This is a genomic window from Streptomyces sp. TN58 (assembly GCF_001941845.1).
Classification (GTDB): domain Bacteria; phylum Actinomycetota; class Actinomycetes; order Streptomycetales; family Streptomycetaceae; genus Streptomyces.
In genome coordinates this window covers 501,550-515,630 of record NZ_CP018870.1, presented here as the reverse complement: position 1 = coordinate 515,630, position 14,081 = coordinate 501,550, and the positions used below count along the sequence as shown (strand labels likewise).

Sequence of the window (14,081 nt, the reverse complement as noted above, 5' to 3'; positions counted from 1 at the left end):
CGCGGGGGCGTGACAAATGTAATGGATCGTCAAGGTGCTTCTCCTTCTGGAGGTTGACGCCCGTTTCGTCCTGACGGAGGAAGTTCCGCCGCGGCCGGTCTCGAAGAATCGAGGTGTACCGAACACCGGCCCACCCCGGGCCGCCGACGAGGAGCCGCCATGAGCCACACCCGTCCCGTCGCCCGACCCTCACGGCGCCTGCGCCGCGCTGCCTCGGCGACCGCCGTCGCCGCGGCCCTGTTGGCGGGCCTCGCTCCCGCCGCGAGCGCCGCGGGCCCGGCCACCCCGGCCACCCAGGCCCAGGCACAGGCCCAGGCGGAAGCCGCCGGCCGCCGTCTGGACCGGGCCCAGCTCCAGGCGGGGCTCAACGCGGTCCGGGACGCCGGCGTGTACGGCGTCTTCTCCGCGGCCCGGGACGGCAGGGAGCGCTTCGACGGCGCCGCCGGCATCGCCGACCTCTCCACCGGGCGCCCGGTCCGCGCCGACCTGCGCCACCGCGTCGGCAGTGTCACCAAGACCTTCACCGCCGTCGCCGTGCTCCAGCAGAACGCCCGGGGCCGCATAGACCTGGACCGGCCGGTCGGCGACTACGTGCCCGACCTCCTGCCCGGCGAGCGCGGCCGCAAGGTGACCGTGCGCATGCTCCTCAACCACACCAGCGGCATCGAGGACTACGTCGCGGACGCCTTCCCCTCGCTCCGGGAGGACACCACCGCGAGCCTGGACGACCACCGCTTCCGCACGATCCGGCCCACCGAGCTGATCGGCTACGGGACGGCCCGGCCGCAGCGGTTCGAACCCGGCACCGACTGGAGCTACTCCAACACCAACTACGTGCTGCTGGGCGAGATCCTGCGCAAGGTGACCGGCCAGGACCCGGAGCGGCTGATCACCAAGGACGTCATCCGGCGGGCGGGTCTGCGCGACACCTATTTCCCCGGCACCGACCCGCACATCCGCGGCTCCCACGCCCGCATGTACGAGAGCTTCTACGGGCTCATCGACCCGCCGCGCGACTACAGCGTCTACAACATGACCTGGGCCGGCACCGCGGGCGCCCTCGTCTCCACCCCCCAGGACCTGAACGCCTTCTACAGGACCCTGCTGACCGGCGACCTCCTGCCGCGCCGCCAGTTGGACCAGATGCGCACCACCGTCGAGGTCAAGGACGAGACGGGAGCCGTGGCCCTGCGCTACGGCCTCGGCATCTACTCCGTGGACACGCCGTGCGGCCCGGCCTGGGGCCACGACGGCGGCGTCTTCGGCGCCGGCACCACGGCCCTGTCCAGGCCGGACGGCACCCGGCAGTTCGCCCTCGGGTACAACCTGCTGAAGTACCAGCGCCCCAACGAGGCGGGCACGGCGCTCGACCCGCACCCGGCCGACGCCGCCATGGTCCGCTACCGCGACCAGGCGCTGTGCGGCACGACCGCGCCGGGGGCTCCGGAGAAGGGTTCCGTCGAGGGCCCGGCCGCCCTGTCACCGGCACTGCCGGCACTCACCGCCCGCTGATCCCGGGCCGGGTCGCGCACGTTCAAGCGTCGGCCCCGCCCACCTCCAGCACGGAGAGGACGTTCCCGGCCGGGTCCTTGAACCAGGCGATCGGGGGCCCGCCCTCGTCGCGGGAGATCCCCTTGTCGTTCTGCCCGAAGCCGTCGTAGCGCTCGAAGACCACTCCGCGCGCGCTGAGGCCGTCGACGGCCCGGTCGATGTCGGGCACCGGGAAGTTCAGCACGGTGAAGGTCGCCGGCGTGTGGTTCTCCTTGGGGTACACCAGCACGTCGGCGCCGCCGCCGAGGTGGAGGGAGAGCAATCCGTTGTCCTCGGAGACCCGCAGTCCGAGGGTCGAGCCGTAGAAGTCCTTCGCGGCGTCGACGCTGTCGACCGAAAAGCCGCTGAACGCCTTGCTGTCTCCCAGCATGGCCTCTCCCTCCGCCGGTCCGGGCCCGGCCGAACGCCGCCCGCTATGCCCCATCGTCCCCCCGGATCCCGCGGCCCGCCCGCGGGCATCCGGGCGACGGGCGACGGGCCGACGGGCCGACGGGCCCAGGGGTCGAAGGGGCGACAGGGCGATGCCGCGGTGCGCCGGCGTACGCCCCGCGAGGCGCGTCACGCGGTACGGGGCGACCCCGCACGACGGGTACGGGCCTGTCAGCGCCCGTAAGCGCATGGGACCGGCCCGGTGTTCCCCCGTGCGCCCCCCATGTGCCCCTTCGGCGGCTCCCGCCAGCGCGCGTACGGTTCCGGGCCATGAGCGGATACGCGATGGAATCGGCCACCCCGGCGGAAATCGGCATCCAGGCCCTGCCCCCCTCCGATCAGTGGTCCACGGCTCCCGTGGTACCGGCACCGGTGTGCCGCTTCGAGAACTTCCTCGGCGCCGAACGCGCCGACTCCCTGCTGTCCTACGCGATATCCCGGGAGGCCGAGTTCAACGCGGGCACGGTCCTCGACCCCCTCTCGGGACAGGTCTCCCACAAGGGCCGCAGCTCCCTCGTCCTGCCCGTCACCAGCTCGGTGTTCAGCGCGCACCTGGCCGACTGCCTGCCCCTCGTCCAGGACATCCTCGGCCACCGGGCGGCCCTCACGCAGACCCTGACGGTCCTCACGTCCCACGGTGAGGGAGGCCACTACGGCATCCACACCGACGCCTCCCGGGTCCGCGACGTCGGTACGGCCCTGTCCGCCGTGTACTACCTCCACCGCAAGCCGCGCGGCTTCGGCGGCGGGCAGCTCCGGCTGTACGACACCCTGCTCGCCGACGGCGGCGCCCGGCCGGCCGAGTCCTACCGGACCATCGAGCCGGAGCACGACACCATCGTCTTCTTCCCGGCCGGCGCCTTCCACGAGGTCGTCCCGTCCACCTGCCCCAGCGGACACTTCGCCGACCACCGCTTCACCCTCACCACGTGGATCAGCGGCCCCGGCACCGCGGCCCCCGGCCCCGACGACACCTTCCGCATCTGGTCCTGGCTCGCCCATGCGGCCGAGCGCACCCGCCCGCTCGCGGACGTGGAGCACGACCACGACGGCGCCAGCCCCATCGCGCTGCCGGCCGCGGACCCGGACACGCGCCTCACCCTTCCCGTGCCCCGCCGGTCGCGGTAGGGCACGGCGACCGCGCGCGGCCCGAACCGGTGCGGAACCGCGGGGGACCTCTGCGGATTCGCGCCGGTTCGATGCGCAGGGCGCGCCGGCCGGGCATGACCGCCGCCGGATCCCGGCCCGCGCGGCCCCGCTCCGTCCTCCGCGTGGCCGCGCCCGTCGCGCCGTACCCCCGTCCGCGGGACCCCGTACCGCCGTCCCGCCGGGCTCCCGACTCGCCCCGAGGGTCCAGGGCGCGACAGCATGGAGGGGAGACCCCGGCGCTCGACGGGACGGCCTCGGGAGGAGGCGACACGGCCAGTGACCAGGCATCGCTTTGCGTTCTGCGGGGCTCAGCTCGCCGCCGTCTACGTGGCCGCCGACCAGGACAGGGAACTCCATCTGGCCGAGCTGACCGGCAACCGGGGGGTCCTCTACGGACTGCCCGCCATCCTCGCCGTGGCCGGCCACTCACCCGCCGCCAACGCCTTCCGCTCCGGCCGCCCGCTCTGGCTCACGCCCAAGGAACTCGCCGAGTTCATCGAGGAGGACCCCCACCACTTCCCCACCCGGGTCCGCAACGGGGCCCCGACCTCTCCGGCCAGAATCTCCCTGGGCGCCCTGCCCCTGGGACACGGCGACCAGGAGCTCGGCTGCCTCGTCGTAGCCGGCGACGTCGGCGAGGGCTTCAGCGCCGACGACCGCAGCCTCCTGGAGCTGTACGCCGACCAGGTGGCCGCCGGACTCGAATCCGTCGCCGCCCGCTTCGCCGGGCGCCGAGCCCCCCAGGCGCACCTGGTCCAGTCCCTGGTCCCCGACCAGGGCGGAGCCTTCATCCTGGACCTGGGCACCGGCCGCATGGAGGCCCACGCCCACGTCCTGGAACTGCTCGGCCTGGCCCCCGAGCAGTTCGACGGGCAGGTGGAGAGCCTGCTCGCCTGCGCCGTCCCCGACGACATGCCCGCGCTGATGGCCGTCGTGGAACCGGACCGGCTGGCCGCCACCGGACAGCAGCTGGCCTTCCGGATCCGCCGCCCCAACGGCGAGCTGCGCTGGCTGGGCCTGCGCTGCAGGGTCGAGGTGGATCCCGACGGCACACCCCTGCGCGTCCTGGGCGTGGTGGCCGACGCCTCCTACCTGCGGCCCAGCGCCGACGAGGTGTCCCTCGTCCAGCGCCTCTCGGCCACCCTCGCGGGAGCCGCGACGATCCGGGAGGTCAGCCGGCTGGCCGTGGCCGCCCTGCGCGAGCCGCTGGGCGCCTCCCGGGTCGCGGTCGGCGAACTGGAACCCGAACGGCTCATCGTCACCGCCCTCGACCCGCCGGAGCCCGACGCCTGGCCGGAGAGCTGGCGCGCCGAATGGCGCTCGGAGTGGCCCGATGTCGCCCTCGGGGACCTCCCCACCCTGGAGAGCGCGCTGCGGGCCGGCCACATGACCCTGTGGCCGCCCGGCGCGACCCTCGAACCCGGACTCCTGGGCGTGGGGCCCGGCGGCCTCGCCGTGCTGCCGCTGCCCGCCGAGGGGAGGCTGGTCGGAGTGTGCCTCGTGGGGTGGGACGAGGAGCACCGCTTCGCCCCCGAGGAGCGCTCACTGCTGACCGCGACCGCCGGACTGGTCGGTCAGGCCCTGGTACGGGCCCACGCGCTGGACGCGGGCCACGAACTCGCGACCATGCTCCAGCGCAGCCTGCTGCCCCGCAAGCTCCCCGAGCTGCCGGGCGGGGTCGCCGTCGCCCGCTACCTGCCCGCGACGGCGGGACTGGAGGTCGGCGGCGACTGGTACGACGTCATCCCGCTCGGCGACGGACACGTGGCCTTCGTCATCGGGGACGTGCAGGGGCACAGCGCCGGAGCCGCCACCATCATGGGCCAGATGCGTACGGCGGTCAGGGCGTACGCGGTGGAGGGCCACCCGCCCGACGTGGTGGTCTCGCGGGCGAACCGGCTGCTCGTCGGCATGGAGACCGACCTCTTCGCCACGTGCACCTATGTGGACCTCGACATGGAGGAGGGCATCGCCCGCGTCGTACGGGCCGGCCACCTCCCGCCGGTGGTGCGCCACCCCGACGGAGTCACCGAGGAGATGGCCGTCGAAGGGGGGCCGCCCCTGGGCGTGCTCGCGGAAGCCGAGTTCCCGATGACCGAGACGGGGCTGCTCCCCGGAACCCTGCTCGTCCTGCTCACCGACGGCCTGGTCGAATCCGCCCGGCTGCCCCTGGAGGAGGGCATGCGGCGGGTGTGCGAGACCCTCGCGGAGGCCGACCCGGTCGACGCGGGCGGGGTCGCCGACGAACTGGTCATGGGCGTGGGCAGGCGCGACGACGACGTGGCGCTGCTGCTCCTGCGCTACGACGGAACGGGCGGCCGGCCCAAGCGGAGCCACTGGACGGTGTGGCGGCTGCCCAAGGCGGTCCTGCACGCCCGCCGCTTCACCGCGCGCACCCTGCGGTCCTGGGGAGTGGTGGACGAAGCCGACACGGCTCTGCTGATCGTCTCCGAACTGGTCACCAACGCCATCGCGCACACGCAGGGCGAGGTGGGCATGGACCTGACCCTGTCCACGGACCGGCTGCGCATCTCCGTGAACGACGCGTCGCCGCGCAGCCCCGTCAAACCGGTGTCGGTGAGCTGGGAGTCGACCGGCGGACGCGGACTGCTCATCGTGGAGGCGACGGCGGCGGCCTGGGGCTCGGTCCCCCTCAGCGGCGGCAAGCAGGTCTGGGCCGAGATCCCCTGGCGCGCCCCGTCCGGCTGACGCGGAAACCAACCCGGCCACGGGCACGATGTCCCGCCTGGGCCCGCCGCTCCGGCGGTCAGGCGGTGGCGGGCAGCCTGGCGCACTCGCGACAGGCGCGGGCCGACGCCGCGACCTTCGCGTGGAAGACGATGACGACCGCGCCCGCCAGTGCGCAGAGCGGCCGGCTCGCCGTCAGCAGGGAGGCCAGGGTGAGCGTGAACGCGCTCAGCGCCAGGGCGACGGCGGCGGTGGTGCCCGTCCAGGCGACCACGGCCGGCAGCCGGGCTGGGGTGGCCAGCCGGCGGGCGAGCGGGCCGGTCGCGGCCAGGTACGCCGCTGCCGCCAGCGCGGCGGCCGCAGCGGTGCCGCCCAGGTGCGCGAGCAGCACCTGGGCCGCGTACGGCAGCCCGTGCGCTGTGGGCCCGGCCGCGGCGAGCACGTACCAGCAGGGGAGCAGGAGGGGCGCGAGGAGCACGATCCTGCCGGACGTGTGACGGGCCTGGACCAGCGTGAGTTCGTGCTGGAAGCCCGGCGCCAGTTCCGCCACGCTGCCGAACTGGCGTACCGCCTCCCGTGCCGCCTCGTCGTCGGGCTCCCGCCCGGGGGCCAGCTCCGCCGCCGCGTCGAGCAGTCCCTCGCGCAGCTCCGCCAGCATTCGCGTCTTCGCGCGGTCCGTGCCGCGCAGGACGGCGGCCAGTTCGGCCACGTGCGCTTCGATGGGGTCGACGCGCGCCGTGTCCTGGGACCGCCCGCTCACGTCGCCGTCCGCGGCTGCGCCGGTTCGAGCACCGAGCCGATCGCGGCGGTGAACTCCCGCCACACCTGCCGCTCCGTGTCCAGACTGCGCCTGCCCGCCTCGGTCAGCTCGTAGCAGCGCCGTCGGCGTTCACCGGCGGACTCCCAGGTGCTGTCCAGGAGACCGAGGCGCTCCAGCCGGTTCAGCGCGGGGTAGATGGTGCCCTTGCGGAGCTCCAGCACGCCGTTGCTGCGCTCCTGCACCGCGGCGATCACCGCGTATCCGTGCAGGGGGCCCGATTCGAGTACGGACAGCAGCAGTCCGTCCAGGTGCCCGCGTACCTCACTGGCCTTCATGGTCAGGCAGCCTACCCAAACCGCGCCCTCGTCGTATAGGTTGCCTGGCAATCTATTGCCAGCCGATCCATGAGAGGCGTGAGAACGCCGTGACCAAGCTGCTCCTGTCCGTCCACGTGCTGGCCGCGATCCTGGCGATCGGGCCGATCGCGGTCGCGGCCTCGATGTTCCCGCGCCACACCCGCACCCCGGCCGAGGAGGACGCCGGCGAGGGGCTGCGGACGGCCCGCGTGCTGCACCGGATCTGCCGCGCCTACACGGCGGTCGGGATCGCCGTACCCGTCTTCGGGGTCGCCACGGGCGCCCGGCTCGGCGTCCTGACCGATGCCTGGCTGCTGGTGTCCATCGTGCTCACCGCCGCGGCGGCGGCCCTGCTCGTGATGGCGATCCTGCCCGGACAGCAGCGGCTGCTCGACGGCCCGGACACGTCCGGGGCGGCCCGGCTGGCGATGGCCACCGGCGTGTTCAACCTGCTCTGGGCGGTCGTCGTCGTACTGATGATCGTCCGCCCCGGCTCCACCACGGGGGCGTGACCGACATGCGCGTACTGCTCGTCGCGGCCCGGGTGGAGGCCGCTTCCCTGGCCCTCCTGCTGGGCAACCTCCTCACCGTCCACGCCGAGGCGGTCGCCTCCCTGGGCGGTCCCGTGCACGGCACGGCGTACCTGGTCGTCATCCTCACCGCCTGGCGGGCAACGGCGGAGCCGGGGGTGAGGTGGCGGGCCTGCGTCCCCGGCCTCGGCGGCCTGCTGGCCCTGCGGCAGCTGCGGCGCGCGGCGGCAGCGCCGGCCCCGCCCGAAGGGCCCGTCGGGCCCGAGGGCGCCTGGGTCCGGAAGCCGAGCCCATGACCGGCCCTCACTCCGGTTCCGGGTGGTCGAAGGCCACCAGTTCGACCTCGAAGCCGTCGGTGTTCACCAGGTAGGCGGCGTAGCTGCGGCTGCCGCCCGCGTGCGGGTGGCGGTCGGGGAACATCAGACTCCACCCGTACCGCCGGGCCTCCAGGGCCAGGGCCTCCACCCGCTCGTGGTCCTCCACGTGGAAGGCCAGGTGGTTCAGCCCCGGGCGGCACCGGTCGTGACGGTCGGCCGTGAGGGCCGGGGACTGCTCGAACACCAGGTACGAAGTTCCGAGCCGCCAGCTCCGCCCGTGGCTCCAGCTCTGGAACGGCGTGTAGCCCATGGCCTCCAGGAGCCGGCCGAAGGAGACGGCGGCCCGGCCGAGGTCGGGCACCCAGATCTCGACGTGGTGCAGCGTCCCGCCGACAGGCCGGGCCGTGCCGGACGCGGGCGTAGACGCGGGCGCGGGCGTGTCCGCGTACTCGGGATCGGGCTCGGCGCCGGGTGACGGCATGTCGGACATCGGCCGCCCCTCCTCCCTCGGTGCCTGCGGCGGAATTCCACGGGGTCAGGGCGCCGCTTCGGCGTCCACGGGGACGCCCAGACGGGCGGCCAGGCCGGTGAGGGCCGTACCCAGGGGCAGGGCGACCCGGGTGACGGCATGGGGGTCGCCGCGGGTGGGATCCCGGTTGACGATCAGGACCGGCTTGCCGGCCTGCGCCGCCTGGCGGACGAACCGCAGCCCGGACATCACCGTCAGGGAGGAGCCCAGGACCAGCAGCGAGGTCGCCCCGTCGACCAGCTCGCGGCAGCGCGCGACCCGTCGCGGAGGAACCGCCTCGCCGAAGAACACCACGTCCGGTTTGAGCACGCCGCCGCACCGCGCACACGGCACCACGCGGAAGTCGCCGACCTGCTCGTCGGTGAGGTCGGCGTCACCGTCCGGATTCAGCCGGGAGGCCGCCGGCCCGAAGCCCGCGTTCACCTCCTCCAGCCTGCGCGCGAGGTCGCGGCGCGGGCAGTACGCCCCGCAGGACAGGCACACGACCCGGTCCAGGCTCCCGTGGAGTTCCACCACGTCCTCGCTGCCGGCGGCCTGGTGCAGGCCGTCGACGTTCTGCGTGATCACCCCGGACAGCAGCCCGTGCCGCCCGAACGCCGTGACGGCCCGGTGCCCGGCATTGGGCGTGGCCCGGCCGAAGGTGCGCCAGCCGAGGTGGCTGCGCGCCCAGTACCGGCGCCGGGCCTGCGCGCTCGCCCTGAACTCCTGGTAGGTCATCGGGGTGTGCCTGCGCAGGCTCCCGCCCTCACCCCGGTAGTCGGGAATGCCCGACTCCGTGGAGATGCCCGCACCGCTGAGCACCAGCACGCCGCCGGCGCTCAGCGCGTCGGCGACGGGCTCCGGATCCGTGGTGGCGGGCCGCGGATCCTCCGTGGGCGTCCAGCTCAGGGTGGGGCGCATACGCATGCGACCAGGGTACGGAACCGGCCGCCCACCGCCTCCGCCCAGCGGGCCGGGGCCCTGTGGCCGGAACTCGCCCGAGGCGGGCGAACAAGGGGCTACGGACTGGTAACTTGCGTCAGTTGATCAAGGTCGGAGACGTGGCCGACCCACGTTCCCCGGCCCGAGCCACCCCCCCAGTCAAGGAAACACATTGGCACGCACCGTCCGTACGAAGGCCCTCGTCTCCACCTCGGCCCTCGCACTCGGCCTCTCCCTCCTCGGCGCCGCCGCCACCGCCCCCGCCTACGCCGCCGAAGCACCCACACCGCACCTGGACTCGGTCGAGCAGACGCTGCGCCAGGTCTCGCCGGGCCTGGAGGGCTCGGTCTGGGAGCGCACCTCCGGCAACCGGCTCGGCTCCTCCACCCCCGGTGGCGCCGACTGGCTGCTCCAGACCCCCGGCTGCTGGGGCGACGCCGCGTGCACCGACCGGCCCGGATCGCGCCGCCTCCTGGAGAAGACGCGCCAGGACATCGCCGGCGCCCGGGAGACGGTGGACATATCGACGCTGGCGCCCTTCCCCAACGGCGGCTTCCAGGACGCGATCGTCGCGGGCCTGAAGGAGTCCGTCCAGAAGGGCAACCGGCTCAAGGTCCGCATCATGGTGGGCGCCGCGCCCCTCTACCACTCCACCGTCATCCCCTCGTCCTACCGCGACGAGCTGCTCGCCAGGCTCGGACCGGCCGACGCGGCCGCCATCACCCTCAACGTGGCCTCGATGACCACCTCGAAGACCGCGTTCTCCTGGAACCACTCCAAGCTGGTCGTGGTGGACGGCGGCTCGGTGATCACCGGCGGGATCAACAGCTGGAAGGACGACTACCTCGACACCACCCATCCGGTCAGCGACGTCGACCTCGCGCTGTCCGGGCCCGCCGCCGGCTCCGCGGGCCGCTACCTGGACTCCCTCTGGGACTGGACCTGCCGCAACAAGGGCAACTGGAACTCGGTCTGGTTCGCCGCCTCGCCCGGCGCGGACTGCATGCCCGCCCTGCCCCGGCCCGCGAACCCGCAGGGCGGCGGCGACGTACCGGCGCTGGCGGTCGGCGGCCTCGGCGTCGGCATCCGCCAGAACGACCCCGCCTCGGCCTTCCGCCCCGTCCTGCCCACGGCCGGCGACACCAAGTGCGGGATCGGGGTGTCCGACAGGACGAACGCCGACCGGGACTACGACACCGTCAACCCCGAGGAGAGCGCCCTGCGCGCCCTCGTCTCCAGCGCGACCTCGCACATCGAGATCTCCCAGCAGGACGTGCACGCCACCTGCCCGCCGCTGCCCCGCTACGACGTACGCCTCTACGACGCACTCGCCGCGAAGCTCCTCTCCGGCGTCAAGGTCCGCATCGTGGTGAGCGACCCGGCGAACCGCGGCACGATCGGCAGCGGCGGCTACTCGCAGATCAAGTCGCTCTCCGAGGTGAGCGACGCCCTGCGCGGCCGGGTCACGGCCCTGACCGGTGACGGCGGCCGTGCGCGGACAGCCCTGTGCGAGAACCTCCAGCTGGCCACGTTCCGCGCCTCCGACCAGCCGACCTGGGCGGACGGCAAGCCCTACGCCCAGCACCACAAGCTGGTCTCGGTGGACGGGTCGGCCTTCTACATCGGTTCCAAGAACCTCTACCCGTCCTGGTTGCAGGACTTCGGCTACGTCGTCGAGAGCCCGGCGGCGGCCGCACAGCTCAAGAGCGGCCTGCTGGACCCGCAGTGGCGCTACTCCCAGGCCACCGCGACGTACGACTACGCCCGGGGCCTCTGCCAGGGCTGACGCCCGGCCGGGCCGGCGCCCGCCGCGGCGGGCCTGAACGCAGCGCCGCCGGGGCCCCTTTCGAGGGTGCCCCGGCGGCGCGCACGACCGTCTACAACGAAGGACCCGTAGGCACCGAGGTGTCGGCGTCACGGAGTTCGGCGAGCAGCTCGCTCTGCCCGACCAGCAGCTCGGTGAGGATGCGCCGAGCGGCCCTCAGCAGTTCCGCCACGTCGCCGCCGGCGAGGGCGTAACTGACCGTCGAGCCGTCGCGTATCGAGACCACGATGCCGGAGCGGCGCAGCACCGCGAGCTGCTGCGAGAGGTTGGACGGTTCGATCTCGATCTCGTTCAGCAGCTCGCGCACGGGTACGGGGCCGTTCTGGAGGAGTTCGAGAACACGGATCCGGACGGGGTGCCCGAGCATCCGGAAGAACTCCGCCTTGGCCTGGTACAGCGGGACCTGCATGTGGCAACTCCTACCCGGGTTCTGACCAATGGACGGGGACGGCTTTCGTCCTGCCGCGCCCGCCCCCGGTGACCATGACCAGCCATTCTCCTGTACCCCGGCCCCGCCTCACCCTTGGGTGACCACATTCGGATGTGCCGAGTTGAAGACTTCTTCAACTCATGGGCAAAAGGAATCGGGGCACAGGAGGGCGGCTAGAGTTCCAGGTCCGCTTCGATGCGCTTGAGCTGGTGGCGGGCCATGGCGAGGTTCGACTTGCCCTTGTCCAGGACGATGTAGAGGAACAGGCCGTTGCCCCCACGCCCCTTGAGCAGGCGGATGAGGTGGTACTGGCCGCCGAGGGTGATCAGTACGTCCTCGATGTCCTCCTTGATGCCCAGCATCTCCATGGTGCGCATCTTCGCCCGGATCACGTCCGTGTTGCCGGCGGCGGCGACCGTCAGGTCGAGGTCCTTGCCGCCGCCCAGCGTGCCGAGCGCCATGCCGCTCGTGTAGTCGACCAGCGCCGCTCCCACGCTCCCCTCGATCGAGGTCATCGCCTCTTTCAGGGACGTCTCTACGTTGACCATCGTTGCAGCCTCCTGGTTTCTTCACGGCCCTGACCGGCTTCCCATCACCGGCCGGGTTGGACGGAGGGGACGCTACGCGCCGGACGAGGGGGATGTGGTGAACATCGGATATTCGGGGAGCATATGGCTGTCCATCCGCTAAGGTGCGGGCCCGCGATCGCCCGACTGTCGGAAACCGCACGGCACTTGGCGGCGTTCACGAGGGTTCCTGTGATCCGCATGCGGGGCCGTGGGAACGCGTCCGCGCAGCTCAGCGCCGACCGGTCCGTCTCCGGCAGGCCCGTGCGGCCCGTGCGGCCCATCCGCCGCACCCGCGACACCTGTTGCGGCGTTTGGCCGACAGGTGTCGGCTGCACCCTTCGTCATGCGGCGCCTTGGGCGAGCACGGTGACCAAAGGGGCGCGTCCCGGAATTACTTACCGTGTTTAGGTGACGGAATATTGGAAACGCTGAGTAGCCACAAGGTGTGAAGCTCAAGGCGAAAGGCGGGATTCATGTCCGTGAGCATTGCAGTCATCCTCGTCGTGGTGGCGGCGGTCATCGCTGTGATCGCGCTCGTCCCGGCAGTGGCACCTGAGCAACCCGACCAGACGGCAGGACGATCCGGCGACGAGGGCCCACACGGGACCGCCCCGGGGCGCCCTCCGGCTCGCCGGCTGCGCAACATCCCACCGCAGCAGACCCCGGAGCACCGGCGCAGCTTCGGCTGATCCGGGGCCCGTTCGGGCGAAGATGGGGGACAGGGAACCCGACCGGAAGCAGGGCGTGTGATGGCGGAATCAGGCAAAGTGCGTAGAGCGACCGCACGGCGGACGCCGGCGAAGCCGCCGTGCCGGGAAGACGGCTCCTACCTCTCCCTGTGCTCGAAGGACTCGATCCTGTCGATCGGCTCCGTCGGTTCGGTCCTGTCGATCGGATCGGTCGGCTCGGTGCTGTCCGTCGGATCGGTGGGCTCCGCCCTCTCCGCCGCGTCCGTCGGCTCCGCCCTCTCCCTGCTCTCCGCGGGGTCATGGCTCAGCGTGGGCTCGCTGCTGTCCGCACGGTCCTGCTGGTCGGTGCTCTCCTGGCGCTCGCGCGACGGATTCATGACGGCGGGACTCCTCGCCGCGGCCACCGCCGCCGTCGCCCTCCATGCCGCGCACCGCCGCGACGGAGCCGGCGCCGCAGTACGCGGGGCGGTCCGCTGAGAGGTGGGCGAAGGGCCCCGGAAGCGGTCATCGGGGCCCTGTCGTCGGGTGCGGGGCGGCCGCCGACCGGCTACTTCGCCTTGAGTAGCTGGTCGACGCGCGGTACGGAGAGACCGGTGAGCTCCGCGACCTGCTTGAGCGTACGGCCCTGCTTCAACTCGCCCACGGCGGCGCTGCGGATGAGCTTGGCCTGCTTGGCGCCCGTGAGCAGTTCGTCCGTGACCAGCCGGGCGCCGCGCTCGCGGGTGAGGGGGGACTCGATCTCGGCGAGACGCGTACGGACGGCCTGCATGTACTGGTCCGTCAGGGCGCGCAGGTCGTCGTACACCTGCTCGTCATTCGTGCTGGTATCGGTCATGTGGGTCAGCGTACTTCGAAGCAGCACAGCTTCTGACTGGTCGTCGAACCAGGCCACGGTGTGGCCGAATTCCCATGCTGGGCGGCCAGTTGGCGCTGGTCCGACGGCTTGCACGGGCAGCCGCCACGACGGAGCCCCGGCGCCAGGTGCGGCCGCCGGGGCGCAGGAAAGGGCGTCACCTGGCGGTGTGTTCTCCGTCAGGTGATCTTCTGGCTGGTTCCGTCGGGCAGGGTGCAGGTGTCACCGCCGTAGGGGACCGACCTGATCTGCCCGCCCGCGTCCGTGCACTCCTGCCTGGTGATCGTCGGAGACGCGGCCGCCTGGGCGCTGACGGCACCGACGGCGCCCGCTCCGGCGAGGGTGGCTGCGGCCAGGACGAGGCCCAGCGTTCTGCGGATACGCATGACTTCCTCCTCACGGGCGCCCTGCACGGCCTCGTGGGAGGACAGACCTCAGGCCGAAGGTGCCAAGGTGCCCTACTCCCCAGCATGGGCTCTGCCCCG

The 14,081-nt window shown here is 72.8% G+C and carries 17 protein-coding genes; 8 read left to right on the top strand and 9 right to left on the bottom strand.

Annotated elements, in window-relative coordinates; all coding sequences use genetic code 11:
- The first annotated feature begins 159 nt into the window (after positions 1-159).
- Positions 160-1,512, top strand: coding sequence for a serine hydrolase domain-containing protein (locus tag BSL84_RS02445; RefSeq protein WP_079273091.1), 1,353 nt, complete (start codon positions 160-162; stop codon positions 1,510-1,512).
- A gap of 22 nt (positions 1,513-1,534) precedes the next feature.
- Here the strand turns inward: BSL84_RS02445 and BSL84_RS02440 are convergent, their stop codons facing one another.
- Entirely contained in the window at positions 1,535-1,921 is a 387-nt protein-coding gene (locus tag BSL84_RS02440; protein WP_030031685.1) for a VOC family protein, read from the bottom strand.
- A 329-nt stretch (positions 1,922-2,250) separates the two neighbouring features.
- On the opposite strand from BSL84_RS02440, the gene BSL84_RS02435 reads away from it, so the two are divergent.
- Both BSL84_RS02435 and BSL84_RS02430 read left to right on the top strand, forming a co-directional pair.
- Entirely contained in the window at positions 2,251-3,108 is an 858-nt protein-coding gene (locus BSL84_RS02435) for a 2OG-Fe(II) oxygenase (protein ID WP_079273090.1), read from the top strand.
- Positions 3,109-3,405: 297 nt separating this feature from the next.
- Positions 3,406-5,838, top strand: coding sequence for a SpoIIE family protein phosphatase (locus BSL84_RS02430; RefSeq protein ID WP_030031616.1), 2,433 nt, complete (start codon positions 3,406-3,408; stop codon positions 5,836-5,838).
- 58 nt (positions 5,839-5,896) lie between these two features.
- Here the strand turns inward: BSL84_RS02430 and BSL84_RS02425 are convergent, their stop codons facing one another.
- Positions 5,897-6,577: a permease prefix domain 1-containing protein gene (locus BSL84_RS02425; protein WP_075969690.1), complete on the bottom strand. Its 681-nt coding sequence runs from the start codon at positions 6,575-6,577 to the stop codon at positions 5,897-5,899.
- On the bottom strand, positions 6,574-6,912 hold the full coding sequence (locus BSL84_RS02420) for a PadR family transcriptional regulator (protein WP_030033267.1): 339 nt from the start codon (positions 6,910-6,912) through the stop codon (positions 6,574-6,576). The genes BSL84_RS02425 and BSL84_RS02420 overlap by 4 nt, the downstream gene beginning before the upstream one ends.
- 89 nt (positions 6,913-7,001) lie before the next feature.
- On the opposite strand from BSL84_RS02420, the gene BSL84_RS02415 reads away from it, so the two are divergent.
- Both BSL84_RS02415 and BSL84_RS02410 read left to right on the top strand, forming a co-directional pair.
- Positions 7,002-7,445 (top strand): membrane protein, encoded by a 444-nt coding sequence (locus BSL84_RS02415; RefSeq protein WP_045321051.1) that lies wholly within the window; start codon positions 7,002-7,004, stop codon positions 7,443-7,445.
- A gap of 5 nt (positions 7,446-7,450) precedes the next feature.
- On the top strand, positions 7,451-7,759 hold the full coding sequence (locus BSL84_RS02410; protein ID WP_075971946.1) for a hypothetical protein: 309 nt from the start codon (positions 7,451-7,453) through the stop codon (positions 7,757-7,759).
- A gap of 7 nt (positions 7,760-7,766) precedes the next feature.
- Here the strand turns inward: BSL84_RS02410 and BSL84_RS02405 are convergent, their stop codons facing one another.
- Positions 7,767-8,270, bottom strand: coding sequence for a VOC family protein (locus tag BSL84_RS02405; RefSeq protein WP_324616510.1), 504 nt, complete (start codon positions 8,268-8,270; stop codon positions 7,767-7,769).
- Between the two features lie 45 nt (positions 8,271-8,315).
- Positions 8,316-9,215, bottom strand: coding sequence for an NAD-dependent protein deacetylase (locus BSL84_RS02400; protein ID WP_075969689.1), 900 nt, complete (start codon positions 9,213-9,215; stop codon positions 8,316-8,318).
- A gap of 187 nt (positions 9,216-9,402) precedes the next feature.
- Here BSL84_RS02400 and BSL84_RS02395 point away from each other — a divergent pair, with 187 nt between their 5' ends.
- The gene (locus BSL84_RS02395) at positions 9,403-11,016 is read left to right on the top strand and encodes a phospholipase D-like domain-containing protein (protein ID WP_030031279.1); all 1,614 of its coding nucleotides are present in this window, start codon (positions 9,403-9,405) and stop codon (positions 11,014-11,016) included.
- Positions 11,017-11,107: 91 nt separating this feature from the next.
- Here the strand turns inward: BSL84_RS02395 and BSL84_RS02390 are convergent, their stop codons facing one another.
- Together BSL84_RS02390 and BSL84_RS02385 are read right to left on the bottom strand one after the other, a co-directional pair.
- Positions 11,108-11,464, bottom strand: coding sequence for an ArsR/SmtB family transcription factor (locus BSL84_RS02390; RefSeq protein ID WP_030030327.1), 357 nt, complete (start codon positions 11,462-11,464; stop codon positions 11,108-11,110).
- A gap of 194 nt (positions 11,465-11,658) precedes the next feature.
- Positions 11,659-12,033 carry a hypothetical protein gene (locus BSL84_RS02385; protein ID WP_030030329.1) on the bottom strand — a complete coding sequence of 125 codons (375 nt, stop codon included), beginning with the start codon at positions 12,031-12,033 and terminating at the stop codon, positions 11,659-11,661.
- Between the two features lie 500 nt (positions 12,034-12,533).
- Between BSL84_RS02385 and BSL84_RS35950 the strand changes: the two genes are divergently transcribed.
- On the top strand, positions 12,534-12,743 hold the full coding sequence (locus BSL84_RS35950) for a hypothetical protein (protein WP_158879774.1): 210 nt from the start codon (positions 12,534-12,536) through the stop codon (positions 12,741-12,743).
- 78 nt (positions 12,744-12,821) lie between these two features.
- A complete protein-coding gene (locus tag BSL84_RS02380) occupies positions 12,822-13,220 on the top strand; it encodes a hypothetical protein (RefSeq protein ID WP_051873279.1) in 399 nt (132 codons plus the stop codon).
- Between the two features lie 70 nt (positions 13,221-13,290).
- Here BSL84_RS02380 and BSL84_RS02375 read toward each other — a convergent pair whose 3' ends face one another.
- Both BSL84_RS02375 and BSL84_RS02370 read right to left on the bottom strand, forming a co-directional pair.
- Complete coding sequence (locus BSL84_RS02375; protein ID WP_030030332.1) at positions 13,291-13,578, bottom strand: hypothetical protein; 288 nt, start codon at positions 13,576-13,578, stop codon at positions 13,291-13,293.
- Positions 13,579-13,775: 197 nt separating this feature from the next.
- Positions 13,776-13,982, bottom strand: a complete 207-nt coding sequence (locus BSL84_RS02370; protein WP_045321049.1) for a hypothetical protein — start codon at positions 13,980-13,982, stop codon at positions 13,776-13,778.
- Positions 13,983-14,081: the final 99 nt, after the last annotated feature.

What these genes read in the sequence shown, in the direction of transcription:
- BSL84_RS02445 (WP_079273091.1), top strand. Translation starts at nt 160, where the DNA reads ATGAGCCACACCCGTCCCGTCGCCCGACCCTCACGGCGCCTGCGCCGC.
- BSL84_RS02440 (WP_030031685.1), bottom strand. Translation starts at nt 1,921, where the DNA reads ATGCTGGGAGACAGCAAGGCGTTCAGCGGCTTTTCGGTCGACAGCGTC.
- BSL84_RS02435 (WP_079273090.1), top strand. Translation starts at nt 2,251, where the DNA reads ATGAGCGGATACGCGATGGAATCGGCCACCCCGGCGGAAATCGGCATC.
- BSL84_RS02420 (WP_030033267.1), bottom strand. Translation starts at nt 6,912, where the DNA reads ATGAAGGCCAGTGAGGTACGCGGGCACCTGGACGGACTGCTGCTGTCC.
- BSL84_RS02410 (WP_075971946.1), top strand. Translation starts at nt 7,451, where the DNA reads ATGCGCGTACTGCTCGTCGCGGCCCGGGTGGAGGCCGCTTCCCTGGCC.
- BSL84_RS02405 (WP_324616510.1), bottom strand. Translation starts at nt 8,270, where the DNA reads ATGTCCGACATGCCGTCACCCGGCGCCGAGCCCGATCCCGAGTACGCG.
- BSL84_RS02400 (WP_075969689.1), bottom strand. Translation starts at nt 9,215, where the DNA reads ATGCGTATGCGCCCCACCCTGAGCTGGACGCCCACGGAGGATCCGCGG.
- BSL84_RS02390 (WP_030030327.1), bottom strand. Translation starts at nt 11,464, where the DNA reads ATGCAGGTCCCGCTGTACCAGGCCAAGGCGGAGTTCTTCCGGATGCTC.
- BSL84_RS02385 (WP_030030329.1), bottom strand. Translation starts at nt 12,033, where the DNA reads ATGGTCAACGTAGAGACGTCCCTGAAAGAGGCGATGACCTCGATCGAG.
- BSL84_RS02375 (WP_030030332.1), bottom strand. Translation starts at nt 13,578, where the DNA reads ATGACCGATACCAGCACGAATGACGAGCAGGTGTACGACGACCTGCGC.
- BSL84_RS02370 (WP_045321049.1), bottom strand. Translation starts at nt 13,982, where the DNA reads ATGCGTATCCGCAGAACGCTGGGCCTCGTCCTGGCCGCAGCCACCCTC.